Origin of the sequence: Nocardiopsis sp. FIRDI 009, assembly GCF_003386285.1 — a bacterium.
Taxonomy (GTDB): Bacteria; Actinomycetota; Actinomycetes; order Streptosporangiales; family Streptosporangiaceae; genus Nocardiopsis.
This window is the reverse complement of sequence record NZ_QPNC01000009.1, coordinates 414,724-430,608: the sequence shown is the minus strand read 5'-3', so window position 1 is coordinate 430,608 and position 15,885 is coordinate 414,724. Positions and strand designations below refer to the sequence as shown.

Annotated in this window: 16 protein-coding genes; 9 read left to right on the top strand and 7 right to left on the bottom strand. The window is 72.4% G+C overall.

Annotated features, from left to right (window positions below; translation table 11 throughout):
* The first annotated feature begins 85 nt into the window (after nt 1-85).
* The gene (locus tag DVR05_RS08695; protein ID WP_116245299.1) at nt 86-3,457 is read left to right on the top strand and encodes an NACHT domain-containing NTPase; all 3,372 of its coding nucleotides are present in this window, start codon (nt 86-88) and stop codon (nt 3,455-3,457) included.
* On the opposite strand, the gene DVR05_RS08690 is transcribed toward DVR05_RS08695, so the two are convergent.
* Nucleotides 3,411-4,217: a Sir2 family NAD-dependent protein deacetylase gene (locus DVR05_RS08690; RefSeq protein ID WP_116245298.1), complete on the bottom strand. Its 807-nt coding sequence runs from the start codon at nt 4,215-4,217 to the stop codon at nt 3,411-3,413. The genes DVR05_RS08695 and DVR05_RS08690 overlap by 47 nt on opposite strands.
* A 165-nt stretch (nt 4,218-4,382) precedes the next feature.
* On the opposite strand from DVR05_RS08690, the gene DVR05_RS08685 reads away from it, so the two are divergent.
* A complete protein-coding gene (locus DVR05_RS08685; protein WP_116245297.1) occupies nt 4,383-5,267 on the top strand; it encodes a sulfotransferase in 885 nt (294 codons plus the stop codon).
* Here DVR05_RS08685 and DVR05_RS08680 read toward each other — a convergent pair.
* Nucleotides 5,258-5,872: a TetR/AcrR family transcriptional regulator gene (locus DVR05_RS08680; protein ID WP_116245296.1), complete on the bottom strand. Its 615-nt coding sequence runs from the start codon at nt 5,870-5,872 to the stop codon at nt 5,258-5,260. The two genes, DVR05_RS08685 and DVR05_RS08680, sit on opposite strands and share 10 nt — an antisense overlap.
* A 79-nt stretch (nt 5,873-5,951) precedes the next feature.
* On the opposite strand from DVR05_RS08680, the gene DVR05_RS08675 reads away from it, so the two are divergent.
* A complete protein-coding gene (locus DVR05_RS08675) occupies nt 5,952-6,887 on the top strand; it encodes a DMT family transporter (protein ID WP_116245295.1) in 936 nt (311 codons plus the stop codon).
* 28 nt (nt 6,888-6,915) lie between these two features.
* Here DVR05_RS08675 and DVR05_RS08670 read toward each other — a convergent pair whose 3' ends face one another.
* A complete protein-coding gene (locus tag DVR05_RS08670; RefSeq protein WP_116245294.1) occupies nt 6,916-7,428 on the bottom strand; it encodes a RidA family protein in 513 nt (170 codons plus the stop codon).
* Nucleotides 7,429-7,529: 101 nt separating this feature from the next.
* On the opposite strand from DVR05_RS08670, the gene DVR05_RS26975 reads away from it, so the two are divergent.
* The gene (locus DVR05_RS26975) at nt 7,530-7,694 is read left to right on the top strand and encodes a hypothetical protein (protein WP_198659093.1); all 165 of its coding nucleotides are present in this window, start codon (nt 7,530-7,532) and stop codon (nt 7,692-7,694) included.
* A 31-nt stretch (nt 7,695-7,725) separates the two neighbouring features.
* On the opposite strand, the gene DVR05_RS08665 is transcribed toward DVR05_RS26975, so the two are convergent.
* Nucleotides 7,726-8,553 carry an aldo/keto reductase gene (locus DVR05_RS08665; RefSeq protein ID WP_116245293.1) on the bottom strand — a complete coding sequence of 276 codons (828 nt, stop codon included), beginning with the start codon at nt 8,551-8,553 and terminating at the stop codon, nt 7,726-7,728.
* A 152-nt stretch (nt 8,554-8,705) separates the two neighbouring features.
* Between DVR05_RS08665 and DVR05_RS08660 the strand changes: the two genes are divergently transcribed.
* The 3 genes from DVR05_RS08660 to DVR05_RS08650 all read left to right on the top strand — a co-directional run bounded on the left by DVR05_RS08660 (nt 8,706) and on the right by DVR05_RS08650 (nt 11,886).
* Entirely contained in the window at nt 8,706-9,878 is a 1,173-nt protein-coding gene (locus DVR05_RS08660) for a CdaR family transcriptional regulator (protein ID WP_116245292.1), read from the top strand.
* Nucleotides 9,879-9,946: 68 nt separating this feature from the next.
* A complete protein-coding gene (locus DVR05_RS08655) occupies nt 9,947-11,158 on the top strand; it encodes a cytochrome P450 (RefSeq protein ID WP_116245291.1) in 1,212 nt (403 codons plus the stop codon).
* A 134-nt stretch (nt 11,159-11,292) separates the two neighbouring features.
* Nucleotides 11,293-11,886 carry a Dps family protein gene (locus tag DVR05_RS08650; RefSeq protein WP_116245290.1) on the top strand — a complete coding sequence of 198 codons (594 nt, stop codon included), beginning with the start codon at nt 11,293-11,295 and terminating at the stop codon, nt 11,884-11,886.
* A 90-nt stretch (nt 11,887-11,976) separates the two neighbouring features.
* Here the strand turns inward: DVR05_RS08650 and DVR05_RS08645 are convergent, their stop codons facing one another.
* Nucleotides 11,977-12,921 carry an NADP-dependent oxidoreductase gene (locus DVR05_RS08645; protein WP_116245289.1) on the bottom strand — a complete coding sequence of 315 codons (945 nt, stop codon included), beginning with the start codon at nt 12,919-12,921 and terminating at the stop codon, nt 11,977-11,979.
* A gap of 66 nt (nt 12,922-12,987) precedes the next feature.
* Here DVR05_RS08645 and DVR05_RS08640 point away from each other — a divergent pair, with 66 nt between their 5' ends.
* Together DVR05_RS08640 and DVR05_RS08635 are read left to right on the top strand one after the other, a co-directional pair.
* Nucleotides 12,988-13,404 (top strand): helix-turn-helix domain-containing protein, encoded by a 417-nt coding sequence (locus DVR05_RS08640; protein WP_232832036.1) that lies wholly within the window; start codon nt 12,988-12,990, stop codon nt 13,402-13,404.
* Between the two features lie 269 nt (nt 13,405-13,673).
* Nucleotides 13,674-14,126, top strand: a complete 453-nt coding sequence (locus DVR05_RS08635) for a heme-binding protein (RefSeq protein ID WP_116245288.1) — start codon at nt 13,674-13,676, stop codon at nt 14,124-14,126.
* A 126-nt stretch (nt 14,127-14,252) separates the two neighbouring features.
* On the opposite strand, the gene DVR05_RS08630 is transcribed toward DVR05_RS08635, so the two are convergent.
* Nucleotides 14,253-15,122 (bottom strand): ABC transporter permease, encoded by an 870-nt coding sequence (locus DVR05_RS08630; protein WP_116245287.1) that lies wholly within the window; start codon nt 15,120-15,122, stop codon nt 14,253-14,255.
* Nucleotides 15,115-15,885 carry an ABC transporter ATP-binding protein gene (locus tag DVR05_RS08625; protein WP_116245286.1) on the bottom strand — a complete coding sequence of 257 codons (771 nt, stop codon included), beginning with the start codon at nt 15,883-15,885 and terminating at the stop codon, nt 15,115-15,117. The genes DVR05_RS08630 and DVR05_RS08625 overlap by 8 nt, the downstream gene beginning before the upstream one ends.

Below are 15,885 nucleotides of genomic sequence, written 5' to 3'. Positions count from 1 at the left end.
ACCCCCCACCGACCTGCGGACCCGGCGCCGGCCCCGGCGCCGGGTCCGGTCGTGTCCTCCCGCAGCGAGAGAGGCGGTACCCCCCTTGGCCAGACAGCTCACCTACGCCGACGCCCTGAAGGTGCTCGGCGAGAACGACTCACAGGTCCTGGACTTCGCGGAGAAGCTCACCGACGGCGGTCTGGCGCTGGTGGGGGTACCCGACCTGTTCGGTGTGCGCGGCATGTTGGTGGGCAAGGGCCGCCAGGCCATCGAGGGCATCGGCGACAAGCTCCGGGGGCGGAGTCGGATGTCGCGGACCGAGCGTATCCAGGCCGCGCACCAGATCCTGGTGACCGTGGCGTTCTTCGAGGCGGTGGAGGAGTCGCTGGAGGAACTGGAGGCGCCCTTCACCCTGGCCGACCTGAGGATCACCAAGGCCGAGCAGGCCGAGGTGGTGAACCGCGTCCTCGACCGCGCGGCGGCCGTTCCGTCGCTGTCCCTCGGCACGGACCTGGTGCCCTTCGTCTCCTCGGACCTGCTGGTCAGGGACTTCTGCGGGGTGTTGGCCGCGACCGCCCCGGCCGGTGGACACGAGGCCCTCGCCGAGGGCGGCCCTGTGTCGGAACAGCTGCGGCGGCTCGTCCCCGAACGCGCCGCCCAGCGGTACGCGGAGTCCCACCGCCGCCTGTCCGCCGAGGTCCCCGAGTTCGGCATGTGGGTTCACCTGCACGAACACGACCGCACCCGCGCGGTCCTCGGGGCGGGACTGAGCGACCTGCGACGGCGGCTGGAGGAGATCGGCTCCCACCGGGACGTGGACACGCGGCGCCGGGAGTTGGCCGCCGGGTACCGGGCGGTGCTGCGCCAGCCCGTGCTGCGCTCGGATGACGCCCCTCCCGGTCTCGTCCTCCCCACGTTGGAGGACGCCTACATCGCCCCTCGGGGCCGTGCGGCTCGCGCGGTGCACGACGGCAACCCCTCCGGCGAGGAGTGGTGGGAGCGGCTCCCCGTCATCGACGACCTCCAGTCGGTCATCGCCGCGCACCTCGTCCACCCGTTCGCGACCGAGTTCCCCACGGTCGTCCTCGGCCACCCCGGCTCGGGCAAGTCCAAGTTCACCGAGATGCTCGCGGCCCAGCTGCCCGCCGCCGACTTCCTCGCCGTGCGGGTGGAGCTGCGCGCGGTCGAGCCGAACGCCCCCATCCACGTCCAGATCGAGGACGGCCTGGCCGCCGCGCTGCACACCCGGGTCTCCTGGCGGGAGCTGGCCGACTCCGCCGACGGCGCCCTGCCGGTCGTGATCCTCGACGGCTTCGACGAGCTCCTCCAGGCCACCGGGGTGGACCGCTCCGACTACCTGGAGCGGGTCCAGGAGTTCCAGCACCAGCAGGAGGCGATGGGTCAGCCGGTGGCGGTGATCGTCACCAGCCGCACCGTGGTGGCCGACCGCGCCCGCTTCCCCAACGGCACCGTGGTGATACGTCTGGAACCGTTCGACGACGCGCGGATCGCCCGGATGCTGCAGGTGTGGAACCACAGCAACGCCCGTTCCCTCACCGAGTCCGGGCTGGAACCGCTCACCCCGAAGACCCTGACCCGGTACCGCGAGTTGGCCGAGCAGCCGTTGCTGCTGCTGATGCTGCTCATCTACGACGCCGACGGCAACGCGCTCCAGCACGCCGCCAAGGCCCTGTCCAACACGGAGCTGTACGAACGCCTGCTGCGGATGTTCGCCCGGCGCGAGGTGAACAAACACCGGTCCGGGCTGAGCCCGGAGGACTTCGAGGAGGCCGTGGAGGACGAACTCCGGCGGCTGGAGGTCGCCGCCCTGGCGATGTTCACCCGCCGCAGGCAGAGCGTGAGCGCCGCCGAGCTGGACCGGGACCTGGCCGTGCTCATGCCGGACGCGGCCGTTCGCCCCTCCGACACCGACCTGCACGGCGCGATCGCCCCGGCCGCCCAGGTGCTGGGGCGGTTCTTCTTCGTCCACGAGTCCCGGGCCAAGGCCGCGGACGGTCGGGCGAGCGTGTTCGAGTTCCTGCACTCCACCTTCGGCGAGTACCTGGTGGCCCGGGCGGTGGTCGCCGCGTTGGAGGAGGCGGCGGAGTCACGGGCGCGCTCCTCCCGCCGCCGGGGTCGGGGCGTGCGCCCCGACGACGGCGAACTGTACGCCCTGTCCTCCTTCGCCGGCTACGGGGGACGCGACCGGGTCGTGGACTTCCTCCGGGAACTGGTCGGACACCGCCTGGCCGAGGACCCGCGGCTGCGCGCCGAGTACGGGGAACTCCTCGTCGAACTGTTCCAGGAGGCCCCCTTCCCGGCTCCCAACCGCTCCCACACCGAGTACGAGCCCGTGCGGCTGCCGCAGACCCAGCGCGAGGCCAACTACACCAGCAACCTGGTCATCCTGCTGTGCCTCGTACGCGAGGACCCCGTGGACGCCCGAGAGCTGTTCCCCGAGGCCGCGGAACCCGACCAGGCCCTGCAACACAGCACCACCCTGTGGCGGACCCTGCCCGGCGCGGAGTGGTTCAGCATCCTGTCGACCCTGCGGGTGCGCCACCTCGACGGCTGGAGCGAGGAGGGGGTGCGCACGGTGATCGGGTTGGAGGACGGCTCCCCCGTGGACGTAGGCGAGTGCGTGGGGTTCGAGCTGCGGGTGGGCGGAGACTTCCGTTTCGACGTCGTCGACCCCTACGGCATCACCGTGCCCTTCGAGTCGATCACATCACGTCTGCTGCGGTCGATGGCGATGCGGGTCAACGGCACGGCGGCGCGGTTCACGCTGGGGCTGCTGCCCTACCTGCGCCACGTCTCGACCGACCTCGCCACCTGGTTCCAGGGACCGGACGACGAGGGTCCCTGGTCCGAGATGCACGAGGTCATGCGGCTGCGCTTCGAACCCGCGACGGTCGACCCCGGCAAACGCCTCACCACCTACCGACGGCTGCTGTCCACGGAGGCCCTGGGCCGTCGCGAACTGCTGGTACTCACCCAGGCGGTGGAGGACCTGGCCCTCGCACCCGGCGGCTCCGACCTCCACACGCTCCTGCCGCGCGCCCTGCACGACTTCCTCGACCGCGTGCGGTCCGTCGTGACCGGTCCCCGTCTGCGTGCGGAGTCGGTGGAGCCGGTCCTTCGGGCGCTGGATCCCCATGTGCCCGACGAGGTCCTCGACGGAGTCCGCGCGTTGGTCGGGGACGCCGACGCTCCCGGCGCGGGCGGTGGAGCCGACACCACCGCACCGAAGCGTGAGACCAGCCCACAGGAGCCGAAGCGCACCAGGAAGGAACACAAGGCCGGCAAGAACAAGCACGGGGCCAGCACGTCGAAACGGGCCGCCCGGCGCGCCGAACAGCCGCCGCCCGGTGGGAGCGGCGGCCCGGGGCAGAACACCCCTCAGCGGATCCCGGCGGGCGAGGTCGGCGTCAACTCCGCGCGGCCTCCGCGACACGACGCACGAGAGCGGGGATGACCGTGCCGATGGGGTCGCGCAGGACGGCGCTGGCGAAGTCGTCGTAGGGGGTCGGCTCGGCGTTGACGACGACCAGGCTGGCCCTGGCCATCATCGCCACGTCGCACAGCCCGGCCACCGGGTGCACGGTCAGGGAGGTGCCCACCGCCAGGAACACGTCGCACTCGCGTGCGGCCCGGGCGGCCGCATCGAGGACCTCCGGGTTCAGCCGCTGCCCGAAGGAGATCGTGTCCGACTTCTGGATGCCGCCGCACTCAGGGCACCGGGGGTCGGACTCCTCGTCCAACCGCGCCAGGACCTCCGGGCTGGGGGTGCGCAGCCCGCAGCTCATGCACACCACCCACAGCATGGTCCCGTGCACCTCGATGACCCGTTCGGCGGGCATCCCACCGCTCTGGTGCAGACCGTCGACGTTCTGTGTGACGAGCGCCCGGAGTCGGCCGGTGGCCTCCAGATCGGCGAGGGCACGGTGCGCGGCGTTGGGCTCGGCCTCCCAGACCCGGTGCGTCCGGCGCCGCAGCCACACCTGCCTGCGCACGTCGACGTCGCCCATGTAGCTGTCGATGTCGGCCATGGCCTCCGCGGCCGGGTCCCTGGTCCACAGGCCGTTCGGGCCCCGGTAGTCGGGGATGCCCGAGTCCGTGGACACGCCCGCCCCCGTGAGCACGGTGACGCGCGAGGCGGCGGACAGCAGGTCGGCGGCCCGCTCGAACCCCTCGGGGTCGGCCAGCGGTGCGGTGTCTGTGGTGGTGGAGGCCATACTCCATTGTTGCAGCGACGTTGAGGCTTCTTTCCTCCGGCGTTGCCCTCGCAGCGCCACGATGGGCTCCGGGACCCCGTAACCTCGGGGAACGTGTGGGACGCGGGGCGAAATACCCCGCCGATGCACACGAGGCGGGCGAAGGGTGCCAAAATCGACACAGCCATGAAGCAGCCGTCCTACATCCTCGTGGTCAACCGGACCACGGTGCGACGCCCCGTGTTCGTCCTGGGCGCGCCCCACTCCGGTGTCCCCGAGATCGCCCGCGCCCTCGCCCGCGCCCCCGGGTTCCACGTCGGAGCGGGGTCCTCCGGGGTGCTCAACGCCGTCCACGCCGTCGCCCGGCGCCCCTCCCTCGCCCAGGAGAGGGTGTCGGGGACGGCGAGCCTGCTGCGCGAGGCCTACGCCGAGGCGTGGCAGCTCACCCCCCTGACCTGCCCCCGGTGCCCCGGCCCGTACGCGCGCGTCCCGGCCAACGCCTCGGCCGAACCCTGCGAGCACAGCGCCGACGCCCGACGGTACGGCGACGCCAGCCCCGACCTGCTGTTCTGCGCCAACGCCCTGCACACGGCCTTCCCCGACGCCCTGTTCGTCCAGGTCATCAGGGACGGCCGGGACGTCGTGGCGGGCATGCTCGACGACGAGCGCGCCCTCGCCTGGCTCAGGCCCGGCCTGCTGTCGGCCGAGCACGAGTTTCCCAACGACTTCTTCGGGTTGGAGGACGAGTCGGACCTGGAGGCGTTCCGGAACGGTTCCGAGGCGGCCAAGTGCGCGATGCGGTGGCGGGGCGCCGTGCGCATGCACGCGCGGCTGCGCCAGGCGATCGGCGAGGACCAGCTCATGACGATGCGCTACGAGGACGTCCGGGGCGGCGAGATGGCGACCGCGCGGCGGCTGCGCGAGTTCACCGGCGCGCGCGTGTCGGCCACGGAGCTGATGGACGCGCGCGCCTGGGCCGTGGGCCGGTGGCGCGACCGGCTCTCCCGCGACGAGTACGGGGACGTCAACGAGGTCGCCGCCGTCGAGCTGTCCCGCCTTGGCTACCTCTGACCCGCCGCCTCGGAGGCGTCGGCGGCGATCCCGTGCGCGGTCATGAGGGTCCGCGCGGCGGCGCACGCCGTCAGGGCCGCCCGGGTGTCGCCGAGGACGCTGCGCGCCACCACCGCGCCCTCGTGCAGCATGGCGAGGGACTCCGCGAGCGCGGCGGGGTCGGCCACGCCCGCGTCCGCGACGATCTCGGTGAGCAGGGAGCGCAGCCAGCGCTTCTGCCCCTCGGCCACGGCCCTGCCGGGGTGCTCGGGGTCGGACAGTTCGGTGTAGGCGTTGACCATCGCGCAGCCGCGCGGGTTCTCCGCCTCCATCCACGTGTGCAGGGCGTCGAACGTGGCGACGACGCGGGCGCGCGGTGTGCGGGCCCCGGCCAGGTGGTCGGTGACGTAGTCGCGCCACCGCTCGTCGCGGACACGCAGGTAGGCCACGACGAGCTCCTGTTTGGAGCCGAAGCGGTCGTAGATGGTCTTCTTGGTCACGCTGGCCCGTTCCGCGACCAGTTCCATGCCGACCGTGTTGATCCCACGGGTGTAGAACAGCTCACTCGCGACGGCGAGGATCCTGCGGGCCGCGGGGGTGAGCGGCCTGGTCGCGACGGCGGTCATCGGATGTGTCCTGCCTTTCTCGGGGTGTCTGCTCCATCGCGAGTATACCTACCGGTGTGGTTACCTCACCAGGGTACCCATGAGGGCGACCCTGGAGGAGACCGCCGTGCCGCGTTCGCCGATACCGTTCCTGCTCGCCGCCGGACTCGTCGTGATGTGGAGCTCCGGCTTCGTCGGAGCCGAACTGGGCACCCGCCACGCCCCCACGACCACACTGCTGGCCTGGCGCTTCGTCATCGTCGCCGTCCCGCTGGCGGCCTGGTGCCTCTGGCGCGGGGAACGGCTGCCGCTCCGGGACCTGGCGGTGCACGCCGTGCTGGGCGCCCTGGCCCAGGTCGGCTACTTGTACGGCGTGTTCGCCGCCGCCGAGGCCGGGGTCCCGGCGGGCACGAGCGCGTTGGTCGCCGCGCTCCAGCCCCTGGTGGCGACGGCGCTCGCCGTCCCCCTGCTGGGCGAGCGCGTACGCCCCCGGCGGCTGGTGGGGTCGGCGGTGGGGATCGGCGGTGTCGCGCTCGTGGTGGGCACGGACCTGCTGGGCGCCGACGCGGCCCCCCGGTGGGCGTACGCGCTGCCGTTCGGCGCGATGCTGTCGCTGGTCGCCGCCACACTGGTGGAACGGCGGGCCCGGCCCGGCGGGACCCTGGTGACCGCGCTGGCGGTGCAGTGCGCGGTGAGCGCCGTGCTCTTCACCGGTTCGGCCGCCGCGACGGGCACGCTGGCGCCTCCCGCCGAGCCGGGGTTCTGGGGGGCGGTGGCCTGGGTGGTGGTGCTGTCGACGCTGGGCGGATACGGGCTCTACTGGGTCGGTCTGGCGCGGTTCGGCGTGGCCCGGGTCTCGGCGCTGCTCTACCTCACCCCGCCGACCGCGCTCGTGTGGGCGTGGGTCATGTTCGGGCAGGCCGTGGGCGCCGGCGCCCTGGCCGGGATGGCCGTGTGCGCGGGCGCGGTGGCGCTCGTGTTCGGCGGCGGGCGGGCCGCCGGGGCGGAGTCGGCCGAGCGGGTCCGCGCGGGCTGAGCACGACGCATCCGCCCCGTTCTCCCCGCTACGCCCGGTCGGGTACGACGAAGGGGTTGGGCGCCAGGCTTCCCTCGACCTCCTCGACCAGCTCCTGCGCCTCGGCGGCCTCCAACAGATCGGTGTCCTCGCCGCGGGGGATCACCGCGGTGCACACCAACTCCACGAGGGCGTCGGCGTCCAGCAGCCCGGTCACGCCCACCACGGCCATCGGCGGGTAGTAGCGGCCCATGTGGCGGCGGTAGACCGAGCCCAGGGTGGCCAGGTTGACCCGGTAGGCGGACACGACCGTGGTGTACACGCACATGTTGACCACGTGGACGGGCTCGGCCCCGGCCGAGCGCAGGGCCTCGACCATGTTGGCCAGCGCCTGGTCGAACTGCTGCACCACCGTGTCGCCGACCACTCCCCCGTCCGGGCGGCGCGCGACCTGACCGCCCACGTGGACCGTACGGCCGGGAGTGACCAGGAGGGCGTGGGAGAAGCCCACCGGTTCGGCCAGCGACAGCGGATTGACGATCTGGTGCGGTGTCCGGTCCATCGGCGTCCCCTCAACTTCACGTGCCGCCCACCGCGACCGGTCCGACACGACCGCCGACGCCCCGAGGGGAACACCGCCGGACGTGCGGCTACGATGAGCGCATGTCGATCACTTTCCTGCTGTCCGCCCTCGCCCTCGTGGCCGTGCTGGCTCTGGTCGCCGCGATCTTCGTCGGGGGTGCCGTCTACGTCGTCCGGGTCCGGCGCAGGGGCACCGACGCCGTCCTGGCCGACGCGCGCAAGCGCCGCGATCTGGGCGGGGCGTAACGGTCCGGACACCCGGCCCGGGACCGGACGCCTACTCTCCGTCGAATTCGTCGGGGTCGGGGCCGAACCGGCTGCCCGTGTCGAGCCCGCTGATGCGGTCCATGTCCGCCTCGGAGAGCTCGAAGTCGAAGATCTGGAAGTTGGACCGGATCCGCTCGGGGGTCACCGACTTGGGGATGACGACGTTACCCAGCTGGACGTGCCAGCGCAGCAATACCTGAGCCGGGGTGCGGTCCAGCTCCTGGGCGATCGCGGTCACCGTCGGGTGGTCGAGGAGCTTGCCCTGGCCCAGGGGGCTCCACGCCTCGGTGACGATGTTGTGCTTGGCGTCGAACTCGCGCATCGCCCGCTGGGTGAGCAGCGGGTGCAGTTCGATCTGGTTGACCATGGGCGTGATCCCGCCCTCCTCCATGACCCGCTCCAGGTGGCTCGCCTGGAAGTTGCACACGCCGATGGCGCGGACCCGCCCGTCGGCGTACAGCCGCTCCAGCGCCTTCCAGGTGGGCACGTACAGGTCCCTCCTGGGCAGCGGCCAGTGGATGAGGTACAGGTCCAGGGTCTCCAGGCGCAGGCGTTCCAGGCTGGCGTCGAAGGCCCGCAGGGTGCGGTCGTAACCCTGCTCCGGGTTGGCCAGTTTGGAGGTGACGAACACGTCGTCGCGGTCGAGCTCCGACCGGCTCAGCGCCTCCCCGACCCCCCGTTCGTTGCCGTACGCCGCGGCCGTGTCGACGCTGCGGTACCCCGTCTCCAGGGCGGTCGCCACGGCGTCCACCACCGCTTCGTCGGACACCTGCCACACACCGAAGCCCAGCTGCGGCATACGCACACCGTTACTCAGAGTAACGTCGGGAACCGTCATCTCTCCCCTTCCCCCGTCGGGCCTGCCCTGACCGCATACTGCCACGCCGCCACGGGTCTTTCGCGGGTGCCGCCCCGCTGGACCACGGGCTTTTTACCGTCGGCCCCGCACCGGACCGCTACCCTGGTCGGTCCCGGAGCGGAGGTGGGCCGATGGGCCGCGAGCAGCGCGCCAGCGTCGGCGCCGAACTGTCCAGGGACCGCGCGTGGCTGGTGGAGCGGATCGTCGACGCGGTGTGCGCGGAGGTGCCCGCCTACCGGGGGCTGCACGGCTCGCAGCTCGCCGAGGTCCGTGCCATCGTCGCCTGGCTGGTGACCCGTTCGCTGGAGCTGTGGGTGGAGGGCGCGGTGCGGCTGCCGGGTGAGGACCTGGAGCGGTTGCGCGGTATCGGCCGGGCGCGGGCGGCCGACGGCCGTTCGATCGGGGCGGTGGTCCGGGCGCACCGGGTGGGTTCGGCCGCCGCGGTGCGCCTGCTCTCGGAACTGGTCGGGGACCGGGCGACCGCCGCCGACGTGTTCGCCCTGAGCGAACTGTGGCTGACCTCGATCGACCAGATCTCCGAGCATCTGGTGGCGGGGCACTCCGAGGCGGCCCGGCACCTGGACGCCGACGTCGAGCGGGCCCGCCGGGTGTTCCTCGACGACCTGCTCACCGGCCGCCACGCCTCCCTCGGCGCGATCCGCGACCGGGCCCGCACCCTGGGCATCTCTCCTCCCGACCCGGGTGTGCTGGTGGTGGCCGAGCCGGGCGCCGAGGCGGGCCACCCGCCGCGGGGCGGTGCGGCCTGGGCCGGGATGGACCTGCTCGACGAGGTCGGCCACGCCGACGCGCTGGCGACCACCCGGTCCGGACGGGTGGTGCTGCTGGTCTCCCCCGGGACCGCCGACCGCGTGACCGGCCCCCTGGGGGACCGCCCCTGGCGGGCCTGTGTGCTGGCCCCGCGCGCGCTCACCGACATGGCGGCGGCCTACCGTCTGGCCGACGACGCGGTGGAGGCCGCGCCCCCGCACGCGTTCGGGGGCAACGGTCTGCTGGGTGAGGCCGACGCGTGCGTCCTGGCACTGCTCAACGGCGGTCCGGTCACTCCGGGGGCCGTCCGCCGCGCGGTGCTGGGGCCACTGCTGTCGGACTCGCACGGACACCTGCTCGACACGCTGCGCGCCTACTTCCGCGAGGGCGCGGCCACCGCGGCCGCCGACGTCCTGCACGTCCACCCCCAGACCCTCCGCTACCGGCTGCGCCGGGTGCGCGAACTGACCGGGCACGACCCCCACCGCCCCTGGCCCCGGTTCGTCCTGGAGACCGCCTGCGCGATCGCGCGGTGAGGCCGGTTCACCCGCCACGGACACTGGGTAGGACTCGGAGGATCGCCTCCCGACACGAAAGGTGGGACATGTCCGTCCCCTCTCCCCCGCCCCTGCACGGTCCGGCCTTCGACGCCGACCCGCACCCCGCCTACCGCTGGCTGCGCGAACACTCCCCCGTGCACCGGGTGGAGTTGCCCGGAGGGGCCTGGGCGTGGCTGGTCACCCGCTACGGGGACGCCCGCGCCGTCCTGGCCGACACCGACATGCTCAAGGACCCGGCCCGGGGCAACGAGGTGTGGCGCAAGGCCGGGATGGGTCTGCCCTTCGACCACCGGCCCAGCCTCGTGCGCAGCATGGTCAACGTGGACGGGGCCGACCACACACGGCTGCGGAAGGTGGCGGGGGGCGCGTTCAGCCCCCGGCGGGTCCGGACCCTGGTGGAGAGCGCGGAACGGGTGACGGCCGGCCTGCTCGACCGGATCGCGGCCTCGTCCGAACCGGACCTGGTGCGCGACCTGGCCTACCCGCTGCCGATCGCGATCATCTGCGACATCCTCGGCGTCCCGCCCGAGGACCGGGCCGAGTTCCACCGCCGCGCCGCCGTGATCGACGCCTCCGCGCCCGAGGAGATCGCGGCGATCGGGGAGACCACGGACTGGTTCGACGACTACCTGGGCCGTCTGGTCGACGCCCGCCTCGCCGAGCCCGCCGACGACCTGCTCGGCGACCTGGTGGAGGCGCACCGTTCGGGCCGCCTCAGCCGCGACGAGGTCACCTCCACGGCGTTCCTGCTGCTGGTGGCGGGGCATGAGACGACCGTCGCGCTGATCGGCAACCTGTTGCTGTCCCTGCTGCGGCACCCGGAGCACCTGGAGCGGCTGCGCCGGGACCGCGCCCTGGTGGGTTCGGCCATCGAGGAGACGCTGCGGCTGGAGAGCCCCCTGCAGAACGCCACCTGGCGTTTCCCCCGGACCGCCACCACCGTCGGCGGCGTCACCCTCCAGGCGGGCGAACCCGTGCTGGTGTCGCTGCTGGCCGCGGGCCGGGACCCGGAGCGCTACGCCGACCCGGACGTCTTCGACCCCGGGCGCGGGGAGTCGCACCTGGGCTTCGGGCACGGCGCGCACTACTGCGTGGGCGCCCAGCTCGCCCGGATGGAGGCGCGGGTGGCGGTCGAGGCGGTCCTGGACCGGCTGCCGGGACTGCGGCTCGCCGTGCCCGAGGAGGAGCTGCGGTGGTGGCCGAGCATGATCATGCACGGCCTGTTCGCCCTGCCGGTGCGCTTCGACGCGCCCTGACCGGGGCGGGGCGGCAAAGTCTTGCCCGGGGATGGTGTGTGTTTTCTGCTCCGACGACGGTCGGTGTCCGAGACTGGCTCCCGGGGCGCCTCCATGCGCGCCCCGAGCGATCCGAACCGGAGGGGGAACCAGCCGTGACCACCCAAGAGCGTGCGAGCGCGACGCCCAAGCCCCGGAGCAGCCAGCCGTGGCTGCACCAGAGGGGGGAGGAGATCCAGGAGTACGGCACCGTCCGCCAGCTCCCGGTGGGGATGTCCTACAACACGCGCATGTACTCGTGCCAGCGGCTCAACCAGGTGCTCGCGGACACGCAGATCCTGCACGCGCTGTACAAGAAGCACCACTGGTTGATGCGGGGGCAGACCTTCTACCAGCTGCACCTTCTGATGGACAAGCACGCCGGCGAGCAGGCCGAGCTGATCGACACCGTGGCCGAGCGCGTGCAGACCCTGGGCGGTGTGGCCGTCGGGGACCCGCGGCACGTCGCCGAGATCACCAACGTCCCGCGCCCGCCCAACGGGGCTGAGGAGGTCCCGGCGATGCTGTCCCGCCTGCTGGAGGCGCACGAGACCATCCTGGAGGACTGCCACGACGCGGCGGCGCGGTGCCAGGACAACGGGGACGACGGCACCAACGACGTGCTGGTCTCCGACGTCATCCGCACCAACGAACTCCAGGCGTGGTTCCTCGCCGAACACCTGGTGGACACGCCGCTCGTGCACACCTGAACCCGGAGGGGCGCCGACCGGACGCCGACGCCCCGCGCGCCCGCCCCCACGGCGGGTCCGCGCGGGGCGTTCGCGTGCGCGGCCCCGAGATCAGATGAGGGTGAGGACGACCTTGCCCGTGGTGCGTCCGCTCTGGCTGTGCTCGTGCGCCTTGGCGACGTCCTCCAACGGGAAGGTCTCGCTCACGACGGGCCGCAGCCTCCCGGACTCCACGAGGGCGGTAATCTCCTCCAACTGGGTGTGGTCGGGTTCGACGCAGACAGTGGCGCCGCGTACGCCGACCGCGGTGGCCCGCTCCACGATCATCTCCTCGTCGAGCGGGTTGGACACGCCGACGTACACCCCGCCCGGTCGGAGAACGCGCAGCGACCGCTCCAGGTAGTCACCGCCGATGGCGTCGAGCACCACGTCGACGTCGCGGACGGCCTCGGCGAAGTCGACGGCGGTGTAGTCGACCAGCTCGTCGGCGCCCAACTCCCGCAGCATCCCGTGTTTGGCGGCGCTGGCCGTGCCGATGACGTGGGCGCCCCGAGCCTTGGCGATCTGGACGGCGAGGTGGCCCACCCCGCCCGCGGCGGCGTGCACCAGGACGCGCTGGCCGTCCTCCACCCCGGCCGTGTCGACCAGTGCCTGCCAGGCGGTGAGCGCGGCCAGCGGCAGGGCGGAGGCGTGGACGTGGTCGAGACCCCCGGGTTTGCGTGCGAAGCGCCGGGCGGGGGCCGCCACGTAGTCGGCGTAGGCGTCGGGCCTGTCCGGGTAGTTCGGCATCCCGTAGACCTCGTCACCGACCGAGAACCGACTCGATCCCTGGGAGACGGCCACAACCACGCCGGAGACGTCGAACCCCTGGGCGAAGGGGGGCGTGAGCCAGTATCCGTGCTGCCGGAGCTTCCAGTCGACGGGGTTGACCCCGGCGGCGTGCACGCGCACCAGGATTCGGGTGGCGCCCAGGTCGGGAACGGGCACCTTCGCGATCTCCAGGACCTCGGGACCGCCAAGTTCGCGCTGCTGAACGATGCGCATCTGCTCTGTCATGTCCCCAAGCCTTCCGGATAAGGTATCCGCTGTATAGAAGGCACTTGAAAGTATGGTAGGTACCCCGTGTATACCACCCCTGAACTGAGAGAATATGGCGGAGCCAATGCCTATCTCCGCAACTGCGCCTCCCGAGACGTCCTCGACCTGCTGTCCAGTAAATGGGTGTGCCTCGTCATGGGGGCGCTCTCGGACAGTCCGATGCGCTTTGGTGCCCTGCGCCGCCGCCTGGACGGCATCACCCAGAAGATGCTCACCCGGACCCTGCGCGACCTGGAGCGCGCCGGGCTGGTGGACCGCCGGGTGTTCCCCACGACCCCACCCCAGGTGGAGTACTCCCTGACCCCGCTGGGCCGGGACCTGGGAGTGCTCATGGATGCCTGTCGGGTATGGGCCGAGGAGCACATGGACGAGATCACCGAGGCGCGCGAGCGTTACGACGCCCGCGCGGGTGAGCCCGTGCGGGCGCTCGACGCCCGCTGAGACCGGGACCGGTGTGACTGTCGGGGCTGTTGGAAAGCTGTGCACCCTCCACCCTGGAGCTTCCCACGAAGACGGACCGCCTCTCGGTGGGCGGATCAGGCGTATCCCCACATTCACTACTGATTTAGCATGCATTAGCCTCGTGTGGTGACCATCACATACTCCGGGTACCGGGCCGAGCACCCGGTGCCCGGAGGACGGCACGGAGGTCGGCGCCTCCGTGGGTGGCACGACGCCGACGTCTCCCACGGGAGACCCGAACGAAGGGAATGCGCCTGGTGGCCATCACTCTGGAGCAGGCTCAGGGACTGATCGACGGAGCCGTGAGGTACGCGGCCGCCAACGACCTCCAGCCACTGACCGTCGCCGTCCTGGACCCGGGCGGCGTCCTCGTCGCCCTGGCCCGTCAGGACGGCTCGGGTCTGCTCCGGCCGGACCTCGCCGTGGCCAAGGCCTGGGGCGTGCTCGGGCTCGGGATGAACAACCGGGCGATCGCCGCCCGCGCGGAGTCCTCGCCGGAGTTCTTCACCTCGGTCGCGGCCCTGGCTCAGGGCCGGATCCTCAGCGTCCCCGGCGGCGTGTTCGTCCGTGACGCCCAGGGCACCCTGTTGGGCGCCTGCGGGGCCACCGGAGACACGTCCGCCAACGACGAACTCGCGCTCCTGGCGGGTATCGAGTCCGTCGGGCTGCGGGCCGAGACCGGAGCCGAGGTCGGAGTCTGACCGAGTCCCGACGGAAGCCATGCCGGAGGCCACGCCGCGCATGGGGAACCGACGACGGCCGCCGCCGCGCGTGATCACGCGCGGCGGCGGCCGTGTCTCGTCAGAGGGCGGGGGGCAGGGACGGGCTCAGGCCGCGGCCAGACCCCAGCGGCGCCGCAGCGAGCGGTCCGCCCAGGTGAAGAACACGTCGATGAGGATGCCGACGATCAGCACGATGATGACGTAGCTCAGCAGGCGCTCGGCGTCGTTGAGCTGGCGGGCCTGGCTCAGCGCCCAGCCGATCGAGTTCTGCTGGTTGATGATGACCAGCAGCTCACCGGCCATCAGCGACCGCCAGGCGAAGGCCCAGCCCTGTTTGAGGCCGCCGACGAACATCGGCAGCGCGGCGGGCACGATGAGCAGCCGGTACCGCTGGACCCCCCGGAGCCCCATCACCTGCCCGGCGCGCAGCAGTGACGGCGCCACGTAGTCGATCCCCGAGACCAGCCCGCCCGCGATGGACGGCGCGGCGCCCAGGATGATCACGAACATGATCGCCGACTCGCTGATGCCGTACAGCAGCATCGCGAACGGGAACCACACGATGGACGGCATCGTCTGGAGACCGGTGATCAGCGACCCGATCGCCACCCGCAGCGGGCGCACCTGGGCCACCGCCAGGCCGACGAGGACGCCGACCACCAGCGCCAGGGCGAAGCCCGACAGGGCGCGCCGCATGGTGACGCCCACGGCCTCCCAGAACTCCGCGGTGGAGACCTCCCGGAACAGGACGGGCAGCACCCGGTCCGGTCCGGGGAAGACCCACTCCGACCGCCATCCGGACCACACGACCGCCTGCCAGGCGAGCAGGACCACGGCCACGGCGGCCAACTTGGGCCAGGACGCCGACCAGACGCGCCGCGCGACCTCGCCCGCGCCGCGTCTGCCGCGCTCGGGCTGGAGTTCGAGCGCGTCGAGGCCCTGGACCTGGCGGTCCCGGGTGTCGGTGTCAGGCATGGCGCGAGACCTCCTGGCGGAGTCGGTCGGTGATCACCGCGGCCTGGCCGGCGATCAGCGCCGAGTCGATCCGGCGGGGGCGCTCGCCCTCCACCGGGAACTCGTCGATCACGCGGCCGGGGCGGCTGGAGAGCAGGACGACCCGGTCGCCCAGGCGCACCGCCTCCCGGACGTTGTGGGTGACGAACAGGACCGTGAGCCGTCGCTCCTGCCAGATCCGCTCCAGTTCGTCGTGGAGGATGTCGCGGGTCATGGCGTCCAGGGCGCCGAAGGGCTCGTCCATGAGCAGGACGTCGGCGTCCTGGGCCAGCGCGCGGGCCATGGCCACGCGCTGGCGCATGCCGCCGGAGAGCTCGTGGGGCCGCTTGCGCGCGAAGCCGGTCAGCCGGACCAGCTCCAGGAGTTCGGCGACGCGTTCGCGCCGCCGAGCCCGGGGGACGCCGTTGACCTTCATGGGGACCTCGATGTTGGCGCCCACGGTCAGCCACGGGAAGAGCGCGGCCTCCTGGAACATCATCGCCACCTTGTGGCCCGCCGTGTCCACGCTGCCGGTGGTGGGCCGGTCCAGCCCGGCCACCAGGGAGAGCAGGGTGCTCTTGCCGCATCCGGAGGCGCCCACGATGGACAGGAACTCGTGCTCGCCGACGGAGACGGACATACCGTCGATGGCGGTCACGGTACCCGCGCCCTCGCCGAAGACCTTGGAGATCGCGTCGACCTCCACGGCGCTGACGCGCGTCGGGGTGTCGGTGATGGTGGTCAT

Excerpts from the sequence above, each read along its gene's own strand:
- DVR05_RS08690 (WP_116245298.1), bottom strand. The coding sequence starts at position 4,217 with ATGGCCTCCACCACCACAGACACCGCACCGCTGGCCGACCCCGAGGGG.
- DVR05_RS08685 (WP_116245297.1), top strand. The coding sequence starts at position 4,383 with ATGAAGCAGCCGTCCTACATCCTCGTGGTCAACCGGACCACGGTGCGA.
- DVR05_RS08680 (WP_116245296.1), bottom strand. The coding sequence starts at position 5,872 with ATGACCGCCGTCGCGACCAGGCCGCTCACCCCCGCGGCCCGCAGGATC.
- DVR05_RS08675 (WP_116245295.1), top strand. The coding sequence starts at position 5,952 with ATGAGGGCGACCCTGGAGGAGACCGCCGTGCCGCGTTCGCCGATACCG.
- DVR05_RS08670 (WP_116245294.1), bottom strand. The coding sequence starts at position 7,428 with ATGGACCGGACACCGCACCAGATCGTCAATCCGCTGTCGCTGGCCGAA.
- DVR05_RS26975 (WP_198659093.1), top strand. The coding sequence starts at position 7,530 with ATGTCGATCACTTTCCTGCTGTCCGCCCTCGCCCTCGTGGCCGTGCTG.
- DVR05_RS08665 (WP_116245293.1), bottom strand. The coding sequence starts at position 8,553 with ATGACGGTTCCCGACGTTACTCTGAGTAACGGTGTGCGTATGCCGCAG.
- DVR05_RS08660 (WP_116245292.1), top strand. The coding sequence starts at position 8,706 with ATGGGCCGCGAGCAGCGCGCCAGCGTCGGCGCCGAACTGTCCAGGGAC.
- DVR05_RS08655 (WP_116245291.1), top strand. The coding sequence starts at position 9,947 with ATGTCCGTCCCCTCTCCCCCGCCCCTGCACGGTCCGGCCTTCGACGCC.
- DVR05_RS08645 (WP_116245289.1), bottom strand. The coding sequence starts at position 12,921 with ATGACAGAGCAGATGCGCATCGTTCAGCAGCGCGAACTTGGCGGTCCC.
- DVR05_RS08635 (WP_116245288.1), top strand. The coding sequence starts at position 13,674 with ATGCGCCTGGTGGCCATCACTCTGGAGCAGGCTCAGGGACTGATCGAC.
- DVR05_RS08630 (WP_116245287.1), bottom strand. The coding sequence starts at position 15,122 with ATGCCTGACACCGACACCCGGGACCGCCAGGTCCAGGGCCTCGACGCG.
- DVR05_RS08625 (WP_116245286.1), bottom strand. The coding sequence starts at position 15,885 with ATGACCACCATCACCGACACCCCGACGCGCGTCAGCGCCGTGGAGGTC.